This is a genomic window from Kitasatospora sp. NPDC127111, from assembly GCF_042677465.1.
GTDB lineage: Bacteria > Actinomycetota > Actinomycetes > Streptomycetales > Streptomycetaceae > Kitasatospora.
The window spans coordinates 210,840-230,565 of record NZ_JBHXTG010000002.1; the positions used below are offsets into that span (position 1 = coordinate 210,840).

At 72.1% G+C, this 19,726-nt stretch carries 20 protein-coding genes; 13 read left to right on the forward strand and 7 right to left on the reverse strand.

The window, feature by feature from the left end; all coding sequences use genetic code 11:
• Positions 1-23 precede the first annotated feature (23 nt).
• Positions 24-1,334, forward strand: a complete 1,311-nt coding sequence (locus tag ACFVHB_RS02755) for a geranylgeranyl reductase family protein (protein ID WP_380314433.1) — start codon at positions 24-26, stop codon at positions 1,332-1,334.
• A 37-nt stretch (positions 1,335-1,371) separates the two neighbouring features.
• Here ACFVHB_RS02755 and ACFVHB_RS02760 read toward each other — a convergent pair whose 3' ends face one another.
• The 6 genes from ACFVHB_RS02760 to ACFVHB_RS02785 form a co-directional block, all read right to left on the reverse strand.
• On the reverse strand, positions 1,372-1,857 hold the full coding sequence (locus ACFVHB_RS02760) for a hypothetical protein (protein WP_380314434.1): 486 nt from the start codon (positions 1,855-1,857) through the stop codon (positions 1,372-1,374).
• A 130-nt stretch (positions 1,858-1,987) separates the two neighbouring features.
• Entirely contained in the window at positions 1,988-3,316 is a 1,329-nt protein-coding gene (locus ACFVHB_RS02765) for a hypothetical protein (protein ID WP_380314435.1), read from the reverse strand.
• Positions 3,316-3,633 (reverse strand): hypothetical protein, encoded by a 318-nt coding sequence (locus ACFVHB_RS02770; protein WP_380314436.1) that lies wholly within the window; start codon positions 3,631-3,633, stop codon positions 3,316-3,318. Before ACFVHB_RS02770 ends, ACFVHB_RS02765 begins: the two co-directional genes overlap by 1 nt.
• A 183-nt stretch (positions 3,634-3,816) precedes the next feature.
• Complete coding sequence (locus tag ACFVHB_RS02775) at positions 3,817-4,146, reverse strand: MazG-like family protein (RefSeq protein ID WP_380314437.1); 330 nt, start codon at positions 4,144-4,146, stop codon at positions 3,817-3,819.
• 71 nt (positions 4,147-4,217) lie between these two features.
• Positions 4,218-4,934: a peptidylprolyl isomerase gene (locus ACFVHB_RS02780; protein ID WP_380314438.1), complete on the reverse strand. Its 717-nt coding sequence runs from the start codon at positions 4,932-4,934 to the stop codon at positions 4,218-4,220.
• Between the two features lie 121 nt (positions 4,935-5,055).
• Positions 5,056-5,673 (reverse strand): TetR/AcrR family transcriptional regulator, encoded by a 618-nt coding sequence (locus ACFVHB_RS02785; RefSeq protein ID WP_380314439.1) that lies wholly within the window; start codon positions 5,671-5,673, stop codon positions 5,056-5,058.
• 140 nt (positions 5,674-5,813) lie between these two features.
• Here ACFVHB_RS02785 and ACFVHB_RS02790 point away from each other — a divergent pair, with 140 nt between their 5' ends.
• The gene (locus ACFVHB_RS02790; protein ID WP_380314440.1) at positions 5,814-6,476 is read left to right on the forward strand and encodes a CatB-related O-acetyltransferase; all 663 of its coding nucleotides are present in this window, start codon (positions 5,814-5,816) and stop codon (positions 6,474-6,476) included.
• 170 nt (positions 6,477-6,646) lie between these two features.
• A complete protein-coding gene (locus ACFVHB_RS02795) occupies positions 6,647-7,585 on the forward strand; it encodes a DMT family transporter (protein ID WP_380314441.1) in 939 nt (312 codons plus the stop codon).
• Between the two features lie 13 nt (positions 7,586-7,598).
• Here the strand turns inward: ACFVHB_RS02795 and ACFVHB_RS02800 are convergent, their stop codons facing one another.
• The gene (locus ACFVHB_RS02800) at positions 7,599-7,784 is read right to left on the reverse strand and encodes a hypothetical protein (protein ID WP_380314442.1); all 186 of its coding nucleotides are present in this window, start codon (positions 7,782-7,784) and stop codon (positions 7,599-7,601) included.
• Between the two features lie 602 nt (positions 7,785-8,386).
• Here ACFVHB_RS02800 and ACFVHB_RS02805 point away from each other — a divergent pair.
• The 10 genes from ACFVHB_RS02805 (at position 8,387) to nuoH (ending at position 19,721) form a co-directional block, all read left to right on the forward strand.
• On the forward strand, positions 8,387-9,466 hold the full coding sequence (locus ACFVHB_RS02805) for a sensor histidine kinase (RefSeq protein WP_380314443.1): 1,080 nt from the start codon (positions 8,387-8,389) through the stop codon (positions 9,464-9,466).
• Positions 9,463-10,161, forward strand: coding sequence for a response regulator (locus ACFVHB_RS02810; protein WP_380314444.1), 699 nt, complete (start codon positions 9,463-9,465; stop codon positions 10,159-10,161). Before ACFVHB_RS02805 ends, ACFVHB_RS02810 begins: the two co-directional genes overlap by 4 nt.
• Before the next feature lie 471 nt (positions 10,162-10,632).
• A complete protein-coding gene (locus ACFVHB_RS02815; protein WP_014137597.1) occupies positions 10,633-10,992 on the forward strand; it encodes an NADH-quinone oxidoreductase subunit A in 360 nt (119 codons plus the stop codon).
• 98 nt (positions 10,993-11,090) lie between these two features.
• Positions 11,091-11,645, forward strand: coding sequence for an NADH-quinone oxidoreductase subunit B family protein (locus tag ACFVHB_RS02820; RefSeq protein WP_148643269.1), 555 nt, complete (start codon positions 11,091-11,093; stop codon positions 11,643-11,645).
• The gene (locus tag ACFVHB_RS02825; protein WP_380314445.1) at positions 11,642-12,355 is read left to right on the forward strand and encodes an NADH-quinone oxidoreductase subunit C; all 714 of its coding nucleotides are present in this window, start codon (positions 11,642-11,644) and stop codon (positions 12,353-12,355) included. Before ACFVHB_RS02820 ends, ACFVHB_RS02825 begins: the two co-directional genes overlap by 4 nt.
• Positions 12,355-13,695, forward strand: a complete 1,341-nt coding sequence (locus ACFVHB_RS02830) for an NADH-quinone oxidoreductase subunit D (protein WP_380314446.1) — start codon at positions 12,355-12,357, stop codon at positions 13,693-13,695. Before ACFVHB_RS02825 ends, ACFVHB_RS02830 begins: the two co-directional genes overlap by 1 nt.
• Positions 13,692-14,492 carry an NADH-quinone oxidoreductase subunit NuoE gene (gene nuoE, locus ACFVHB_RS02835; RefSeq protein WP_380314447.1) on the forward strand — a complete coding sequence of 267 codons (801 nt, stop codon included), beginning with the start codon at positions 13,692-13,694 and terminating at the stop codon, positions 14,490-14,492. Before ACFVHB_RS02830 ends, nuoE begins: the two co-directional genes overlap by 4 nt.
• Positions 14,492-15,853 carry an NADH-quinone oxidoreductase subunit NuoF gene (gene nuoF / locus ACFVHB_RS02840; RefSeq protein ID WP_380314448.1) on the forward strand — a complete coding sequence of 454 codons (1,362 nt, stop codon included), beginning with the start codon at positions 14,492-14,494 and terminating at the stop codon, positions 15,851-15,853. Before nuoE ends, nuoF begins: the two co-directional genes overlap by 1 nt.
• Entirely contained in the window at positions 15,850-18,390 is a 2,541-nt protein-coding gene (locus ACFVHB_RS02845) for an NADH-quinone oxidoreductase subunit G (protein WP_380314449.1), read from the forward strand. Before nuoF ends, ACFVHB_RS02845 begins: the two co-directional genes overlap by 4 nt.
• A complete protein-coding gene (gene nuoH, locus ACFVHB_RS02850; protein WP_380314450.1) occupies positions 18,387-19,721 on the forward strand; it encodes an NADH-quinone oxidoreductase subunit NuoH in 1,335 nt (444 codons plus the stop codon). The genes ACFVHB_RS02845 and nuoH overlap by 4 nt, the downstream gene beginning before the upstream one ends.
• Positions 19,722-19,726 lie beyond the last annotated feature (5 nt).

Below are 19,726 nucleotides of genomic sequence, written 5' to 3' on the forward strand. Positions count from 1 at the left end.
GCAGCTCCAGGAGAGTGCCCACCGTGTCCGAAACCGCAGCCGACCTGACGAAGCCGGACAGCCCCGTGGAGAGCACCGCGGACGTCATCGTGGTCGGCGCGGGCCCGGCCGGGTCCACCACCGCGTACTACCTCGCCCAGGCCGGCCTGGACGTGCTGCTCCTGGAGAAGACCTCGTTCCCGCGCGAGAAGGTCTGCGGCGACGGCCTGACCCCGCGTGCCACCAAGCAGCTGGTCGACATGGGCATCGACGTGTCGACCGGGAACGGCTGGCTGCACAACAAGGGCCTGCGGATCATCGGCGGCGGCGTCCGGCTGGAGCTCGACTGGCCGGAGCTGTCCGCGTTCCCCGACTACGGCCTGGTGCGCAAGCGCGCCGACTTCGACGAGCTCCTGGCCCGTCAGGCCGAGAAGGCGGGCGCCCGGCTGTACGAGCGGTGCAACGTCAGCGGCCCGGTGCTGGACGACCGGACCGGCCGGATCGTCGGCGTCACCGCCCGCCTCGGTGACGAGAAGCGCGCCGTGACCTTCCGCGCCCCGCTGGTCGTCGCCGCCGACGGCAACTCCACCCGGCTCTCCCTCGCCATGGGCCTGCACCGCCGCGAGGACCGCCCGATGGGCGTCGCCTACCGGACGTACTTCACCTCCCCGCGCCACAGCGACGACTACCTCGAGTCCTGGCTGGAGCTGTGGGACACCCGGGGCGGCCAGCGGAAGCTGCTCCCCGGCTACGGCTGGATCTTCGGCATGGGCGACGGCACCTCCAACGTCGGCCTCGGCATCCTCAACTCCTCGCCCGCCTTCGGCGAGCTGGACTGGCGCGAGGTGCTCAAGGCCTGGTGCGCCGGCATGCCGGAGGAGTGGGGCTACACCCCCGAGAACATGACCGACCCGATCCGCGGCGCCGCCCTGCCGATGGCCTTCAACCGGCAGCCGCACTACACCCGCGGCCTGCTGCTGGTCGGCGACGCCGGCGGCATGGTCAACCCGTTCAACGGCGAGGGCATCGCCTACGCGATGGAATCCGGCCAGATCGCCGCCGGCGTCATCGTCCAGGCCCACGCCCGGGTCACCGAGGCCGGCCGCGAGCGCGCGCTCCAGGCCTACCCGCGCATCCTCAAGGACGTCTACGGCGGGTACTACACCCTCGGCCGCGCCTTCGTGAAGCTCATCGGCAACCCCAAGGTCATGCAGCTCGCCACCCAGCGGGGCCTGACCCACCCGATCCTGATGAAGTTCGTCCTCAAGATGCTCGCCAACCTCACCGACCCGCAGGGCGGCGACGCCATGGACCGCATCATCAACGGCCTGGCCAAGGTCGCCCCGAACGCCTGACGCCCGCTGGCCCCCGGCACACACCGCCGGGGGCCGCTCAGCCGGTGGCGCGCACGTAGACGTCCCCGGCGCCATCGAGACCGGCGGGCGACTGCACGACCCAGATCTGCCGGTGACCGCTGCTCCCCGGATCCCCGGGCAGCAGGGCCGCCTCGGCAGGCTCGTCGCCGGGCAAGGCCGCCTTGAGGTCCTCCGGGAGCGGTGCCGGGCCGCCGGGCCGTGGAAGGTCGTAGGTGCGCAGGAAGTCGTCCACGTTGACGTCCACGCCTCCTCCCAGCCGGTAGTGCAGGTAGCCGGTGGTCGTGCCGTCCGGGGCCCGGGCGAGGACGGCGTCCTCCGCGACGTAGTACCTCCCCTTGCCCGGATGCTGCTCGTGGTTCAGCCCCGCCAGCCGTTCGGCCCGGCTCAGGTCGGTCTCGCGCGGGGCGTGCTCCCGTGTCAGCGCGACCACACCCCACCCGACCACCACCACCGTGAACACCACGCAGAGCCCGAGGAACCCGGCGACTAGACGCCGCAGCAACACCGCCCGCGGCCGCGGCGGGGGCGACGGGGCCCGCGGTGATGGCGGTGGTGGCGGCGGTGATGACAGTGGTGGCGGTGGCGGTGGCGGTGGCGGTGGCGGTGGCGGTGGCGGTGGCGGGGTCATCGGGTCAGAGCTTCCTGGTCCGCATGTCGCTGTTGCCGCCCATGTCGAACTCCTGGGCCAGGCCGGTCCGGTGCAGGCGCTGCATGTCGTCGTCGGTCACGTTGCCGATGCCCGGTACGTCGGTCGACTTGCCGTGGTCCCAGTTGTACCGGTCCCGCACGTGGGTCTGGTAGGTCACCGTCACCTCCGGCGGGGCGCCCGGGCTGGTCGGCTTCACCTCGATCTTCGCCTGTGTGTTGTAGTGGAACGAGCCCACCGCGTAGTACCAGTCCTTGCTGCTCTCCGGCGTTGCGGACATGGGCTGCCAGCCGGTCTGCTGCACCAGGGTGACCGGCTTACCGGTCCGCCGGTACTCCGCGAGCGCCTCGGCCTGCCAGCCGGGCAGGTTGCCGTCGAGGGTGGTGTTGACGCTGTCCTGGAAGTCGGGGATGTCACGCAGCATGTCCTCGACGTCGAGCCCGAGCGGCTCCCCCGTGCCGGAGAGGTAGTGTGCCATGGTGGCGCTCGCGTTGACGTCGCCGGACTCGAAGGGCAGGCCCATCATGCCCGCGCCCAGAGTGTTGGCGAGCTTGCGGTCCCGGTCGGTCGGTTCCTCGGAGTTGTAGGGTCCGGCGCCCCGGTCATAGGGGTCCGGAGGGAGCAGGACGCCGCCCTCGCCGCTGAAGACCTTGCGCATGTCCCGGGCAGCGGCGAGGTCCTCGCCGACGACGCGGGTCGTCCACTCGTCGAGCCGGTTGTAGTCGACGGACTTCCTGATGCGGTCGAGCTCGTTCCCGGCCGTGTCGCTGACGTCGGCGGCGTAGGTCAGGGCCGACTTCACCAGATTGCGGACGTCACCGGCGACAGTGGCCAGGCGCCGAGCCTCGGCCTGACCGTCAGGGTCGTTGGTGTGGCCGGCCCAGGAGGGGAACTCGATGTCGCCGTCGTCCTTGACCGAGAGGCCGTGCTGCCGCGCTAGGTCGTCGGCCTCCGCCATCCAGCGCCGGGCCAGCGTCAGGCCGTCCGCGGCGTTGCCCAGGGTCAGCTTCGCGGCTTCCATCTCCTGTTCAGCGATGGACAGTTCGTCGATGAGGTCGGCGAGAGAGCGACGTCCGAGCTCGGCGGCTTCGCCGCTCCAGCCCTCCTGGAGCGTTGACAGGACGTCGACCGCTTCGAAGCGCGCCGCTGCGGCGGCCGACGACAGTTTGTCCCATTCTTCGGCGGCCCGGTGAAAGCTGTCCGGGGAGCACGCACGCAGCTGCGGCACCGTGACCGGCTTGTCGAAGCGGCGCTCGTGACCCGGTGTGACCACCTTGTCGCGGCCGTTGGGGCCGTCGTTGTCGGTGGGAGGCATCAGCCGTTCCCCTCCAGCAGCGTGGCGGCGCGGCGCAGCCCATCGGCGACGGCGGCCTCCTGCTTGTTGTAGTTGTCCGCCGTGACCCGCAAGCCCTGTGCGAGCTGTCGCATCGCCTCGATCGTCCGCTTGGTCTCCGCCTCCCAACGGGTGGCGCAGCCGCCGAGCGATCCGCCGACCCTCCATTCGGCGTGGCGGCGTGCGGTGGCGTCGGACTCGCCGAACCCACTGTTGGCCGTGGTGAGTTTGCGCGCCGCCTCGTCCAGCCGGCCGGCCTGTATCGGTAGTCGTTCGGGTTCCGAAATGTATCCGCTCAAAGCGATGAGCCCCCTCCGCTCAGAACCGGTCGTCCCTCTAGGGGAGACGCGGTCCGGAGCGGTCGGGTTCCGGAACTCGGGTCCGGGTGATCGGCTGCCGGGCGTGGGGGTTCAGTCGATGGGGGTGGGGAGTTGGGCGGCCGGGGGCGGCCGGGAGCGGCCGGGAGCGGGGGGCGGTGTGGTTCAGCCGTCCCGGCGGCTGGCCGCCGAGCGCTGCTCGACGTAGGCGAGCCGGTCGGCGAACACCCGGGCGGCGTCCGGGGTCAGGGTGCGCAGGGCGACCAGTGCCGAGAACACCACGTCGCACAGCTCGTGCTGGACGTCCTCCCAGGTGTGGGTGACGCCCTTGCGGGGGTTCTGCCCGGTGGCCCCTATCACCGCCTCGCCGACCTCGCCGACCTCCTCCGACAGCTTGATGATCCGGAGCAGCCGCTCCTCCTGGGGCGAGAGCCGGCTGTCCTCGTCCAGCCGGGCGACCAGGTGGTCGACGCTCTCCCAGATCCTGCTGTCCATGCGCTGCGCTCCCGTACGGCCTCGAAGTGGTGCTGCCACCGTACGGGAGCGCGGCGGGGTGGATCGGGCGTTCAGCGGGTGCTGATCCGGACGTCGCGGATGTTGACCCGGAGGTTCGGGAAGCCGTCGCCGGGGTTGTTCTGGTCGTCCTCGCCGCCGGCGGCGATCTTCTGCAGCACGTCGAGGCCCTCGGTGACCCGCCCGAACGGGGTGTAGGCGGGGGAGAGCTTGGTGTCCTTCCAGACGAAGAAGAACTGGCTGCCGTTGGTGTTCGGGCCCGCGTTGGCCATCGCCACGGTGCCGGCGGGGTAGGTGGCGCCGGTCAGGTTCTCGTCCGGGAAGGAGTAGCCGGGACCGCCGCTGCCGGTACCGGTCGGGTCGCCGCACTGCAGGACGAAGATCCGCTGGGTGGTGAGGCGGTGGCAGTGGCTGCGGTCGAAGTAGTCGTGCTCGGCGAGGAAGCGGAACGAGAACGTGGTGCAGGGCGCCTCCGCGGTCAGCGCCTGGAAGGTGATCACGCCCTGACTGGTCTTCAGCGTCGCCTTGTAGGGCTTGGCGACCTTTCTGGCGTCGAAGACCGGGATGCCCTTGAAGTTGTCGGCGGGCACCGCCGGGGTGTACGTGCAGGTGGCGGGTGTGGCCGGCGCGGGCGCGGTCGGCGGGGTGGCCGCGGCGGCGGTGCCGGTGGTGGCGACGAGCGGGAGGACGGTGGCGACGGCGAGCAACGCCCAGTGCTTGCGCTTCACGTGACGGGCCTTCCGGGGGGTGGTGGACGGCAATGTTGTCATGGCGACATCATCCATGCCGCGGGGTGGATGCGGTAGACGGCGGGGGCGTGCGGTGCAGGCGTGCGTGCGGGTGCCGGCGGGGGTGGCGCGCGTGCGGGGGCCTCGGCGCGCGTGTGCGGGATCAGTCGGCCTCCGGGGCGAACAGGCCGGCGCGGGCGGCCAGGGCCGCGACATCGGCGGCCCGCTCGGCGGTGCGGGCGTCCAGCGGCTCGCCGGTCACGAACAGGCGGTAGTAGAGCGGTGCGGTGGCGGCCCGGATCACCTCGGCGCCGTCCGTGCCGGCGGGCAGCTCGCCGCGCTCGACGGCCCGCTCGGCCACCTCGGCGGCCTGCCGGTGGCGGGCGGCGAAGAAGGCGCGGAGGGCGGTCGCTCCGACGTCGGAGCGCTGGGCGGCGGTGATGAGCGCGGTCGGGGTCGGCCCGAGCTCGGGATCGGTGAAGACGGCGAAGACCTCGTGGGTGATCCGGCGCAGATCGCCGACGAGCTCGCCGGTGTCGGGCAGTGGCCACGGCTGGTCGGCGGAGGCGGTGAGCGCCTCCGCGACCAGGCCGTCCACCCCGCCCCAACGGCGGTACAGGGTGGCCTTGTGCACGCCGGACCTGGCCGCGACCGCGTCGACGGTCAGCCCGTCGTACCCCCTTTCGGTGACCTCGGCGAGCGTGGCGGCGACGACGTCCGCGCGTACCCGGGCGCTGCGCCCGCCGGGCCGGGGGGTGGGGGTCCGGGGCTCCTCGTTCAAAGTCGACTCCAGTCGCGTTAAGGCTTGCGAGGGCGGTGGCGCCATGCGATCCTCATCTTAATGCGACTGGGGTCGCATTTCGAGTGGCCGGCCGGTCCTTCCGGCCGGCACCGTTCGCTGTTGAGTTGTCAAGGAGCTCCATGCCTGCCGCCGTCCCCGACCACACCGTCCTCCACCCGCTCGCCGGGCACGACCGCGTCGTCCTGCTCCGCCCGCTGGTCACCGACCCACGGATCCAGGTCGGCGAGTACACCTACTTCGACGACCCGGACGGCGCCACCCGCTTCGAGGAGCGCAACGTCCTCTACGCCTACGGGCCCGAGCGGCTGGTGATCGGCAAGTACTGCGCGATCGCCACCGGGACCCGCTTCCTGATGGCCGGCGCCGCCCACCCCACCGTCGGGGTCTCCACCTTCCCGTTCACCATGTTCGGCGGCAGCTGGACCGAGCGGACCCTCGACATCGTCACCGGCCTCCCCAGCAGGGGCGACACCGTGGTCGGCAACGACGTCTGGTTCGGACACGGCGCCACCGTGCTGCCCGGCGTGCGGATCGGCGACGGCGCGATCATCGCCACCGGTGCCGTGGTCACCGCCGACGTCGAGCCGTACACCATCGTCGGCGGGAACCCGGCCCGGCCCATCCGCCGGCGCTTCGACGACGCGGACGTCGACCGCCTGCTGCGCGCCGCCTGGTGGGACTGGCCGGTCGAGCTCGTCACCGAGCACGTCCGCGCCGTCATGTCCGGTACGCCGGCCGACATCGAGGCCATCGCGGAGGCCAACGGCCTGCTCGCCCGCTGACGGCGTCCGGGCGGCAGGCCGGCGTCCGGCATCCGGAAACCGTTGATCGCCGGCCGCCGGGTGCGCGAAGATGGCGGGCCCTTGGTGGGGGCCTGCCCTGGCCCGAGATCCGTCCGACGTCGTACGGGAATCTCCTCGTCGGTTCCGTTCGCTCCGGAGGGGTCCTGTTCATGCGCGGTTCGTCGTCCTTCCTGCGTGATGTGCCCGTTCTGCTGGTCGCGGTGGTGTGGGGGTCGAGCTTTCTCGCCGTCCAGCGGGTGGCCGGGCCGGGGACGGTGGTGGCGATGCTGGTGCTGCGCTTCGGGCTGGTCCTGCCGCTGCTGGGGGTGGTCGCCCGGCGGGGGCTGCGGGGGATGGGCCGGTCGGAATGGCTGGGCGGCGTGCTCCTCGGGCTGGTGCTCGGTGGCGTCTTCCTGCTGGAGACCTACGGCGCGGTGCACACCTCGGCCACCAACGCGGGTTTGATCATCAGCCTCACCATGGTCTTCACTCCTCTCGCGGAGAGCGCGCTCGCTCGGACACCCTTGCCGCGGGCCTTCCTCGCCGCGGCCGGACTGGCGGTGCTCGGGGTCGCCCTGCTCACCGGGGGCGATGGGCTGAAGGCGCCGTCGCCGGGTGACCTGCTGGTCCTCGGCGCGGCCGTGGTGCGGACCGTGAACGTGCTGGCCATGTCCCGTCTGCGGTCGATCCGGGACACCGACTCGCTGGCCCTCACCTGGGTCCAACTCGCGACCGCGACCGCCGTGTTCGCCGTCGTCGCGCCGTTCTCCGGACCGCTGCCGTGGACGGTCGCCGCCTCGTACGGGCCCGCCCAGTGGGCGTGGCTGCTGCATCTGGCGCTGCTCTGCACGCTGTTCGCCTTCTTCGTGCAGATGTGGGCCGTCCGCACCACCTCGCCGTCCCGGGTGAGCCTGCTGCTCGGCACCGAACCGCTCTGGGCCGCGGTCTTCGGCATCACCCTGGCCGGCAACCACCTCGGCCCGCTCGCGCTGCTGGGGGGCGCCGTCGTCCTGGCGGCCACCGAGTGGGGCCGCCGGACCGCCGTCGCCCCGGCCCGGGACGCGGCGCGGACGGCGGAGGACGAGGCGGTGGAACCCGCTCCGGTGTGACCGGCCGCCCTCGTCATCGGTACCCCAGGGTGCGGCGGGCGTAGGCGAAGGTGACGAGTGCGAGGAGCGGCCCCCAGGCGATCAGCGGCAGGTAGCAGAGGGTCATGACCAGACCCGCCACGCCGTGCGGGGAGTCGGGATCGCTCATGTTGCTGTGCCAGCCGCCGAACAGGGCCGCCGTGCCGAGCCAGGTCAGCACCGCGGAGCCGAGGACGGCCGGGACGATCGCGGCGAGCGAGCGGGCGGACGGCGCGGCCGCCGATCAGCGGGATCCAGCGCGGGACGACCTCGCCCCAGGGGCGGACCAGGCCGACGGTGAGGAAGGCCAGCGACTCCGCCAGGGCGCTCAGCACCACCACGTAGGCGGTGCCCCAGCCGGGGTTGTGCCGGGCGGCCGTCTCGGCGAACTCGCCGCTGAAGCCGACCGGGATGCCCAGGCCAAACGCGATCCGCCAGAGCCCGGACGGCACGGTGGTCCAGACGGTGGCCTTGGCGGCCACCTCGGCCCAGCGGGGGACGGGAGCCGCGGTGCCGGCCGGCCGGGCGCCCCGGGCGGGACGGGCTGCCGCAGCGGCCCCGGGGGACGGTCCGGCGCCGGTGGTCGTGACGGTCATGGTGGTGGACTCCCCTCCCGGCCGGCCCCGGTGGCCGATCCGACGGGTCAAGCCTGGCGGCCGGGAGGGATGGGTGGCAGTGCCGATCGGGCTGTTCCTGCTGCTCAGCAGGCGTGTGGAGATGTGCCGATCGGCACAGGCGGACGGGCGGCCAGGTCCGTACGCTGACGCCGGGAAGGAGGCGATGATGAGTCAGATCCTGTCGTTGGCGGTACCGGTGGCCGTGTTGCTCGGTTGGGCGCTGCGGACTCGGCACGGGGTGGTGGCGGTGGCCGGTGCGGCCGGGGCCATCTCCGTGGCGGCCACGGTCGGCGTCTGGGCCGCCGGCCGGTGGGTCGAGGCCGACCGCTGGCCCGGCGTGGTCGGCCTCGTCGAACTCGCCCTTCTGCTCCTGCTCCTGTTGCTGGCGCTGCGGGCCGAGGACGGGCGGCGGTCCGCGGCGGCGGCCTGGACGATCGGCGGGGCGGTCGCGCTCTGGCCGTCCCGGTTCGAGGCCGTCGCCGGGCCGGGGGACACCCTGGCACTGTTCGGATTCGGGTCGGTGTTCGCGCTGCCGGCCGTGCTGGCCGGGTTGTACCTGCGCAGGCTGGACGAGACCCGACGTCGCTCGGTGGCCGCTGCCCGGCGCGCCCAGCGGCTCGAACTCGCCCACGACCTGCACGACTTCGTGGCGCACGACGTCAGCGGCATGGTCGCCCAGGCTCAGGCCGGCATGGTGCTGGCCGCCTCCGATCCGGTCCGCGCCGCGGCCCTGTTCGAGCGGATAGAGAAGGCCGGGTTGCAGGCCCTGGCCTCGCTCGACCGGACCGTCCACCTGCTGCGCGGCGAGGACACGGACGGCCCGGAGCGCGGACCGCAGCCCGGCCTGGCCGAACTCGGCTCCCTCACCGACCGGTTCGCCGAGTCCGGTGGCACCACCGTGCGGCTGGACGCCCCTGCGGACCAGCCCGGCATACCCCGGGAGGTGGCGGCCACGGCCTACCGGATCGTGGTCGAGGCGCTGACCAACGTACGCCGGCACGCACCCGACGCACGGGTGGTGGACGTCCGGGTGCGACGCGAAGGGCGGCGGCTGGAGGTCGTGGTGCAGAACGACGGCGGTGGCCCGCAGCCGTCCGGGCCGCGGCTGGGCGAGGCCCGCCGGGGCGGCAGCGGACTGGCCGGGCTGGCAGCCCGGGTGGAGGCGCTGGGCGGGTCGCTGGCCTCCGGGCGGGCGGGTGCGGACGGCTGGCGGGTGACGGCAACGATGCCACTGGAGGATCGATGAGCATCCGGGTACTTCTCGCGGACGACGACGAGGCGATCCGCAGCGCGTACCGGATCATCCTGGACGCGCAGCCGGACATCGAGGTGGTGGGTGAGGCCGAGGACGGTCAGGTGGCGGTGAAAGAGGCCGATCGGCTGCGGCCGGACGTGATCCTCGCGGACATCCGGATGCCCCGGCTGGACGGGCTGGAGCTGACCCGGCGGTTGGGCCGGGAGTTCCGGGTGGTCGTGGTGACCACCTTCGACCTGGACGAGTACGTCCATGCGGCGATCCACGCGGGAGCGGCCGGATTCCTGCTGAAGCGCTCGGGCCCGGCGTTGCTCGCGGAGGCGGTCCGGGCCGCGGTCGCCGGGGACGCACTGATCAGCCCGCAGGTCACCGTCCGGCTGCTGCGGCAGCTGTCGAAGCAGGGGCATGACCATGGACACGTCCGGGAGCGGGAGCGGGAGAAACAGGGGCGGACGAACTGGAGGAGTGCGCAGGACCAGCAGCGTCCGGTGCTGGTCGAGGAACTCACCCCGCGCGAGGCGGAGATCGCCCAGCTCGTCGCAGGCGGCGCGACCAACGCGGAGATCGGCTCGGAGCTGTTCATCACCGCCGGAACGGTGAAGAACCACCTGGCCACCATCCAACGGAAGCTCGGTGCCCGGAACCGTGTCGGCATCGCCGCCTGGGTCTGGGAAAGCGGTTCCTGAGCACCCGGCCGCCCCGCCGCCCTGCCCCACCCATGCGGTGCTCGCGCGCTTGTGAACGAAGGGTCAAGCGGGCGTTCGGAGCCCCGCCACCCCTCCGAGTGAGGCGCTATAACACGTCAACATGACGCCCGGAAATTTGCTCTGAGCGGAGCATAGTTGATATAGGAGCGCGGCTCTGACCAGCCGCTTCGCAGATAAATGCGACTGGTTGTGACCATTTGACTCCTTTGCGTTGACAACTCTGGGCATGTTCGCATTCGCCACCATTCCAGAGGTGGCGTAGATCACAAAGATCCCGGCGAACTGCGTGTCGCAGATCACAAGCCGACGGGCATAGGATGCGCTCGTTCCAGGCTTTGTGAACTGCCTCACATGAGGTGGATCTCGGGAACTGGAACGCGGGTCCACCACAGCGTGACCCGTCGGTTCCGATCTGCAGTCAAGGACGACTGGACGGAGGGAGCGGGGGCTATGAATGCCTACGCGCCGATCCTCGTACTCGGTGCCATCGCGGCGGCGTTCGCGGTCGGCTCCGTCGTGATGGCCTCACTGACCGGCCCGAAGCGTTACAACCGGGCCAAGTTGGAGGCGTACGAGTGCGGCATCGAGCCGACCCCGCAGCCCGTGGGCGGCGGTCGGTTCCCGATCAAGTACTACCTGACGGCGATGCTCTTCATCGTCTTCGACATCGAGATCGTCTTCCTCTACCCGTGGGCGGTGAGCTTCGACGCCCTGGGGATCTTCGGCCTGGTCGAGATGCTCCTCTTCATCGCCACCGTCTTCGTCGCCTACGCCTACGTCTGGCGCCGCGGCGGCCTGGAGTGGGACTGAGCACGGGGTGGCCGCCGGCCTTGTGAACGGGCGGACAAGCCCGAACGGCCGGACGAACCAGAGGACTTGAGGGCACCGAGGGCATTGAGAGGAATCTGATGGGAATCGAGGAGAAGCTGCCGAGCGGCTTTCTGCTCACGAGTGTGGAGACGGCCGCGGGCTGGGTGCGCAAGGCGTCGCTCTTCCCGGCCACCTTCGGGCTGGCCTGCTGTGCGATCGAGATGATGACCACCGGCGCCGGCCGCTACGACCTGGCCCGGTTCGGCATGGAGGTCTTCCGGGGCTCCCCCCGGCAGGCCGATCTGATGATCGTGGCGGGCCGGGTGAGCCAGAAGATGGCCCCGGTGCTGCGCCAGGTGTACGACCAGATGGCCAACCCGAAGTGGGTCATCTCGATGGGCGTCTGCGCCTCCTCGGGCGGGATGTTCAACAACTACGCGATCGTGCAGGGCGTCGACCACATCGTCCCGGTGGACATCTACCTGCCCGGCTGTCCGCCCCGCCCGGAGATGCTGATGGACGCCATCCTGAAGCTGCACGACAAGATCCAGCACGAGCCCCTGGGCGCGAACCGCCGCCGGGCCGAGGAGCTGGGCGAGGCGCTCGCCCTCAAGGCCACCCCGGTCAGCGAGATGCGGGGGCAGCTGCGATGAACGACCAGGTACCCGAGACCCGCCGCGAGCAGCCGCACCGCGAGATCCCGGTCGAGGTGGTCGGCCGGCGCCAGGGCATGTTCGGCGCCAAGGGCAGCGGCGACACCTCCGGCTTCGGCGGCCTCACCGCCCCGATCGCCCTGCCGCCCGCCAGCCGGCGCCCGTACGGGGGCTGGTTCGACGAGGTCGCGGACGAGCTGGAGGGCGCGCTCGAGGAGCAGGGCCTCGACCCGGCCGAGGTGATCGAGAAGACCGTCGTCGACCGCTCCGAGCTCACCTTCCACATCGCCCGCGAGCACCTGCTCCCGACCGTCCGCACCCTGCGCGACGACCCGGCGCTCCGCTTCGAGCTCTGCCTCGGCGTGAGCGGCGTCCACTACCCGGGGGACCGGGGCCGCGAGCTGCACGCCGTGTACCACCTGCGCTCGATCACCCACGGCCGGCTGATCCGGCTGGAGGTCACCGCGCCGGACGCCGACCCGCGGATCCCGTCCGTGGTCAGCGTCTACCCGACCAACGACTGGCACGAGCGCGAGGCCTACGACTTCTTCGGCCTGGTCTTCGACGGCCACCCCGCGCTGACCCGGATCATGATGCCCGACGACTGGCTGGGCCACCCGCAGCGCAAGGACTACCCGCTCGGCGGCATCCCCGTCGAGTACAAGGGCGCCCAGATCCCGGCTCCCGACCAGCGGAGGTCGTACAGCTGATGAGTACTCAGCACCGAGAAGAGACCCGGCAGGCGGCGGCCCGCGAGACCACCGAGGGCCGGGTGTTCACCGTCACCGGCGGCGACTGGGGCGAGGTGGTCGAGGCGGTCGGCCGGGCCGACGACGAACGCATCATCGTCAACATGGGCCCCCAGCACCCGTCCACCCACGGCGTGCTGCGGCTGATCCTGGAGATCGACGGCGAGACGGTGAAGGAGGCCCGCTGCGGCATCGGGTACCTGCACACCGGCATCGAGAAGAACATGGAGTTCCGCAGCTGGGTCCAGGGCACCACCTTCGTGACCCGGATGGACTACCTGACCCCGCTGTTCAACGAGACCGCCTACTGCCTGGCGGTCGAGAAGCTGCTCGGCATCACCGCCGACGTCCCGGACCGGGCCAGCGTGATCCGGGTCCTGATGATGGAGCTCAACCGGATCTCCTCGCACCTGGTCTGCCTGGCCACCGGCGGCATGGAGATCGGCTCCACCACCCTGATGATCTACGGGTTCCGCGACCGCGAACTGATCCTGGACGTCTTCGAGCTGGTCACCGGCCTGCGGATGAACCACGCCTACGTCCGGCCCGGCGGCCTCGCCCAGGACCTCCCGCCCGGCGCCGTCGACCAGATCCGCGAGGCGGTGAAGACGCTCCGCTCGCGGATGCACGAGTACGACAAGCTGGCCACCGGCAACCCGGTGTTCAAGGCCCGCCTGGTCGACGTCGGCTTCCTCGACCTGCCCGGCTGCCTCGCCCTCGGCGCCACCGGCCCGATCCTGCGCGCCACCGGCCTGCCGCACGACCTGCGCAAGACCGACCCGTACTGCGGCTACGAGGACTACGACTTCGAGGTCGCGATCGCCGAGAGCGCCGACTCCTACGGCCGCTTCCTGATCCGGCTGGAGGAGATGCGCCAGTCGCTGCGGATCGTCGAGCAGTGCCTGGACCGGCTCCGCCCCGGCCCGGTCATGGTGGCCGACAAGAAGATCGCCTGGCCCGCCCAACTGGCCGTCGGCCCGGACGGGATGGGCAACTCGCTCGACCACATCCGCAAGATCATGGGCACCTCGATGGAGGCCCTGATCCACCACTTCAAGCTGGTCACCGAGGGCTTCCGGGTCCCGGTCGGCCAGGCGTACGCGGCCGTCGAGTCGCCCAAGGGCGAACTGGGCGTGCACGTGGTCAGCGACGGCGGGACGCGCCCGTACCGGGTCCATTTCCGGGACCCGTCGTTCACCAATCTGCAGACGATGGCGGCGATGTGCGAGGGCGGCCAGGTCGCCGACGTGATCGTCGCGGTGGCCGGGATCGACCCGGTGATGGGAGGCGTGGACCGGTGAGCAATGTGGAACTCGGCCTGCCGGCGATGCCGGCCAAGCCGTACCCCGAGGAGGTGCGGGCCCGCCTCGCCGCCGACGCCGCCGAGCTGATCGGCCGCTACCCGGTGGCCCGGTCCGCGCTGCTCCCGCTGCTGCACCTGGTGCAGGCCGAGGAGGGCTTCGTCAGCCCGACCGGCATCCGGTTCTGCGCCGAGCAGTTGGACCTCACCACCGCCGAGGTGACGGCCGTCGCCACCTTCTACACGATGTACCGGCGCCGGCCGGCCGGGAAGTACCACGTCGGGGTCTGCACCAACACCCTGTGCGCGGTGCTCGGCGGCGACCAGATCTTCGAAGAGCTCCAGCAGCACCTCGGGATCCGCAACAACGAGACCACCGAGGACGGCGAGATCTCGATCGAGCACATCGAGTGCAACGCCGCCTGCGACTACGCCCCCGTGGTGATGGTGAACTGGGAGTTCTTCGACAACCAGACCCCGGAGAGCGCCCGGCAGCTGGTCGACCGGCTGCGCGCGGGCCAGGAGGTCCACCCCACCCGCGGCGCCCGGCTCTGCAGCTTCAAGGAGTCCGCCCGGATCCTGGCCGGCTTCCCGGACGAGCGCCCCGGCGCCGTCGACGAGTCCGGCGCGGGCGGCGCGCCCTCGCTGGCCGGCCTGCGGCTGGCCCGCGGCGAGGCCCTGCCCGGCACCGGCGGCACCCGCGTCGTCTCGCCCCGCCACGAAGGACCCGCCCGCGAAGGCGCGGGCCCCGAAGGCACCGGCCCCGAGGGGACCGGCCACGAAGGGACCGAAGCGTGATGACCTCCGCCGAGCCGGCCGAGAAGCTGCTCACCCCCGTGCTCTCCGCGTCCTGGGACGACAGCCGCCCCTGGACCCTCGCCACCTACCGCCGCCACTCCGGCTACGAGGGCCTGAAGGCCGCCCTCGCCATGCCCCCGGACGACGTGATCGCCCTGGTCAAGGACGCCGGTCTGCGCGGCCGCGGCGGCGCCGGCTTCCCCACCGGCATGAAGTGGCAGTTCATCCCGCAGAACGACGGCAAGCCGCACTACCTGGTGGTGAACGCGGACGAGTCCGAGCCGGGCACCTGCAAGGACATCCCGCTCATGTTCGCCAACCCGCACGCGCTGATCGAAGGCATGATCATCGCCTCCTACGCGATCCGCTGCGACCACGCGTTCATCTACCTGCGCGGCGAGGTCGTCCCGGTGCTCCGCCGCCTCCAGGCCGCCGTCGCCGAGGCGTACGCGGCCGGGCTGCTCGGCAAGAACGTCCTCGGCTCCGGCATCGACCTCGACATCACCGTGCACGCCGGCGCCGGCGCGTACATCTGCGGCGAGGAGACGGCGCTGCTGGACTCGCTGGAGGGGCGCCGCGGCCAGCCCCGGCTGCGCCCGCCGTTCCCGGCCATCGCCGGCCTCTACGCCTGCCCGACCGTGGTCAACAACGTCGAGTCGATCGCCTCGGTGCCGCCGATCCTGGCCCGCGGCAAGGAGTGGTTCAAGGGCCTGGGCACCGAGAAGTCCCCCGGCTTCACGCTGTACTCGCTCTCCGGCCACGTCACCAACCCCGGCCAGTACGAGGCCCCGCTCGGCATCACGCTGCGCCAGCTGCTGGACATGAGCGGCGGCGTCCGGCCCGGGCACCGGCTCAAGTTCTGGACGCCGGGAGGCTCCTCCACCCCGATGTTCACCGACGAGCACCTCGACGTCCCGCTCGACTACGAGGGCGTCGGCGCGGCCGGCTCGATGCTCGGCACCAAGGCGCTGCAGGTCTTCGACGAGACCACCTGCGTCGTCCGCGCCGTGACCCGCTGGACGGAGTTCTACGCCCACGAGTCCTGCGGCAAGTGCACCCCCTGCCGCGAGGGCACGTACTGGCTGGTCCAGCTGCTCAAGCGGATCGAGGCCGGCGCGGGCGTCGACGGCGACCTGGAGAAGCTGCTCGACATCGCCGACAACATCAACGGCAAGTCCTTCTGCGCCCTGGGCGACGGCGCGGCCAGCCCGATCGTCTCCTCGCTCCAGCACTTCCGGGCCGAGTACGAGCAGCACCTCGCCGAGCGCCGCTGCCCGTTCGACCCGGCCGCGTCCACCGTCTGGGCCGACGGCCCCCGCCCCGGCCACCAGTCCGCCACCGAAAGGGAGGTGCACGCGTGACGATCACAGAACCATCCACCTCCACGGGCGACACGGGCGACAAGCCCGCGGTCGAGCTGGTCACGCTCACCATCGACGGCGTCGAAGTGCAGGTCCCCAAGGGGACGTTGGTGATCCGGGCCGCCGAGCAGATCGGCACCCAGATCCCGCGCTTCTGCGACCACCCGCTGCTCGACCCGGCCGGCGCCTGCCGGCAGTGCATCGTCGAGATCGAGGGCCAGCGCAAGCCGGTCGCCTCCTGCACCATCCCGGTGGCGGAGGGCATGGTGGTCCGCACCCAGCTCAGCTCGCCGGTGGCCGAGAAGGCCCAGCGCGGCGTGATGGAACTGCTGCTGATCAACCACCCGCTGGACTGCCCGGTCTGCGACAAGGGCGGCGAGTGCCCGCTGCAGAACCAGGCGATGTCCACCGGCGACGCCGACTCCCGCTTCGAGGGGATGAAGCGCACCTACGAGAAGCCGGTCCCGATCAGCACCCAGGTGCTGCTGGACCGCGAGCGCTGCGTGCTGTGCGCCCGCTGCACCCGCTTCTCGCAGCAGATCGCCGGCGACCCGTTCATCGACCTCGTCGAGCGCGGCGCCCTCCAGCAGGTCGGCACCGGCCAGGGCGACGACTTCGAGTCGTACTTCTCCGGCAACACCATCCAGATCTGCCCGGTCGGCGCGCTCACCTCGGCGGCTTATCGTTTCCGCTCCCGCCCGTTCGACCTGGTCTCCTCGCCGAGCGTCTGCGAGCACTGCTCCTCCGGCTGCGCCCAGCGCACCGACCACCGGCGCGGCAAGGTGCTGCGCCGGCTGGCGGGGGAGGACCCGGCGGTCAACGAGGAGTGGAACTGCGACAAGGGCCGGTTCGCCTTCCGCTACGCCCAGCAGCGCGACCGGCTCACCACCCCGCTCGTCCGGCAGGACGGCGAACTCGTACCCGCCTCCTGGCCGGAGGCACTGGCCAAGGCCGCCGAGGGCCTGCGCGGCGCCCGCACCGGCGTGCTCACCGGCGGCCGGGTCACCGTCGAGGACGCCTACGGCTACGCCAAGTTCGCCCGGGTGGTGCTCGGCACCAACGACGTGGACTTCCGCGCCCGCCCGCACAGCGGCGAGGAGGCGGACTTCCTGGCCGCCGCCGTCGCCGGCCGCGGCACGGACCTCGACGGCGGCGGAGTGACGTACGAGGGCCTGGAGGCCGCACCGGCCGTCCTGCTCGCGGGCTTCGAACCCGAGGAGGAGTCGCCGATCGTCTTCCTGCGGCTGCGCAAGGCCACCCGGGCCCGCGGCCTCAAGGTGTACTCGATCGCCGCCTTCGCCTCCCGGGGCCTGACCAAGCTGCGCGGCGCGCTGCTGCCCGCCGCCCCCGGCACCGAGCCCGAGTGGCTGGCCGCCCTCGCCGCCGACGAGCCGCTGAACGACGACGCCGGCCGCGCCGCCGAACTGCTGCGCACCCCCGGCGCGGTCATCCTGGCCGGCGAGCGGCTGGCCGCCGTCCCCGGCGCGCTCACCGCCGCGCTGCGGCTGGCGCACGCCACCGGCGCCCGGCTCGCCTGGATCCCGCGCCGGGCCGGCGAGCGCGGCGCGGTCGAGGCCGGCGCACTGCCCGGGCTGCTGCCCGGCGGCCGCCCGGTCTCCGCCCCGGCCGCCCGCGCCGAGGCCGCCGCCGCCTGGGGCGTGGCCGAACTCCCGGCCCGGATCGGCCGGGACACCGACCAGATCCTCGCGGCCGCCGCCGCCGGCGACCTGGACGCGCTGCTGGTCGGCGGCGTCGATCCGGACGACCTGCCGGATCCGGCGCTCGCCGAGGAGGCGCTGTCCGCCGTGCCGTTCGTGGTCTCGCTGGAGCTGCGCCCGTCCGCCGTCACCGCCCGGGCCGACGTGGTGCTGCCGGTCGCCGCGGTGGCCGAGAAGGCCGGCACCTTCCTGGACTGGGAGGGCCGGGTGCGGATGTTCGAGGCCGCGCTCAAGCCCGACCAGCAGATGGGCCGTCACCTCCACCCGGACGTCCGGGTGCTGAACATGCTGGCCGACGCGCTGGGCCACCGGCTCGGCCTGGCCGACGTCCGGGCCGCCCGGCTGGAGCTGGACCGGTTCGCGCCGTGGGCCGGCGACCGGGCCGCCGACCCGGCCGCCCACCACGGGCTGCTGCCCCGGCCGGCCACCGGCCAGGCGGTACTGGCGGGCTGGCGCCAGCTGCTCGACAACGGCACGCTCCAGCAGGGCGACCCGCACCTGGCCGGCACCCGGCACCGGGCCGTCGCCCGGATCTCCCCGGTCACCGCCGAGGAGATCGGCGCGGACGGGCCCGCCGCCACCGCCGCCCTGCGGCTGACCGGCCCGGCCGGTTCGCTGACGCTGCCGCTGGAGATCACCAAGGACATCCCGGACCGGACGGTCTGGATCCCGCTCAACTCCACCCCGGGCGGCGCCCACCGCGCACTCGGCACCACCGTCGGCCACCTGGTCACCATCGCGGCGGACACCCTCACCGGGGCCCCCGCCGAGCAGGCCCGGCCGGCCGTCACCGAACCGACCCCGGAGGAGGAGCAGTGAACCTCGCCGCGTACGAGACCCTCGGCTTCTTCGGCCGCGACCCCTGGTGGCTGGTGCTGCTCAAGGCGGTCTTCTGCTTCGCGTTCCTGGTCGGCACGGTGCTGATCGCGATCGTCTGGGAGCGCAAGGTGGTGGCCTGGATGCAGCTGCGCATCGGGCCCAACCGGCACGGTCCGTGGGGCATGCTGCAGTCGCTCGCGGACGGCGTGAAGCTGGCGCTCAAGGAAGACCTGGTGGTCAAGGGCGCCGACAAGGCGGTCTACATCCTGGCCCCGATCGTCTGCGCCATCCCCGCGTTCATGGCCTTCGCGGTGATCCCGTTCGGCCCGGCGGGCGACGAGGTGTCGATCTTCGGCACCCGCACCCCGCTCCAGCTGACCGACTTCCCGGTGGCGCTGCTGTACATCCTGGCCACCGCCTCGGTCGGCATCTACGGCATCGTGCTGGCCGGCTGGTCCTCCGGCTCGACGTACCCGCTGCTCGGCGGTCTGCGGTCGTCCGCGCAGATGATCAGCTACGAGATCGCGATGGGCCTGTCCTTCGCGGCGGTGTTCATCTACTCGGGCTCGATGTCGACCTCGGAGATCGTCTCCTCGCAGCAGCCGACCTGGTTCGCGGTGCTGCTGCCGGTGTCCTTCATCGTCTACATCATCTCGATGGTCGGCGAGACCAACCGGGCGCCGTTCGACCTCCCGGAGGCCGAGGGCGAGCTGGTCGGCGGCTTCAACACCGAGTACTCCTCGCTGAAGTTCGCGATGTTCATGCTCGCCGAGTACGTCAACATGGTCACCGTCTCGGCGGTCGCGTCCACCCTGTTCCTGGGCGGCTGGCGGGCACCCTGGCCGGTCTCCGCCTTCTGGGAGGGGGCCAACCACGGCTGGTGGCCGATGCTCTGGATCACCCTCAAGATCCAGCTGCTGCTGTTCTTCTTCATCTGGCTGCGCGGCACCCTGCCCCGGCTCCGCTACGACCAGTTCATGAAGCTCGGCTGGAAGGTGCTGATCCCGGTCTCGCTGGTCTGGCTGGTGATGGTGGCCAGCGTCCGGGCGCTGCGGAACGAGGGCTACGACTTTGGCGAGGTGGTGCTGTACGTCGGCGCCCCGGCCGGCGCGATCCTGCTGCTCGCCCTGGTGCGGGACGTCCTGAAGCGCAAGCCCGAAGCGGCGGCCGAAGCCGAGCCGCCCACCGGAGAGTTCGACCCGATGGCGGGCGGGTACCCGGTGCCCCCGCTGCCCGGCCAGCAGCTCCCGCCGGTGCCGCGCCGGCGCAGCCGCGCCCCGAAGCAACTCCAGGACGCCCTCAACGGGGCCGACCACTCCGAAGGGAGCTGAACCGA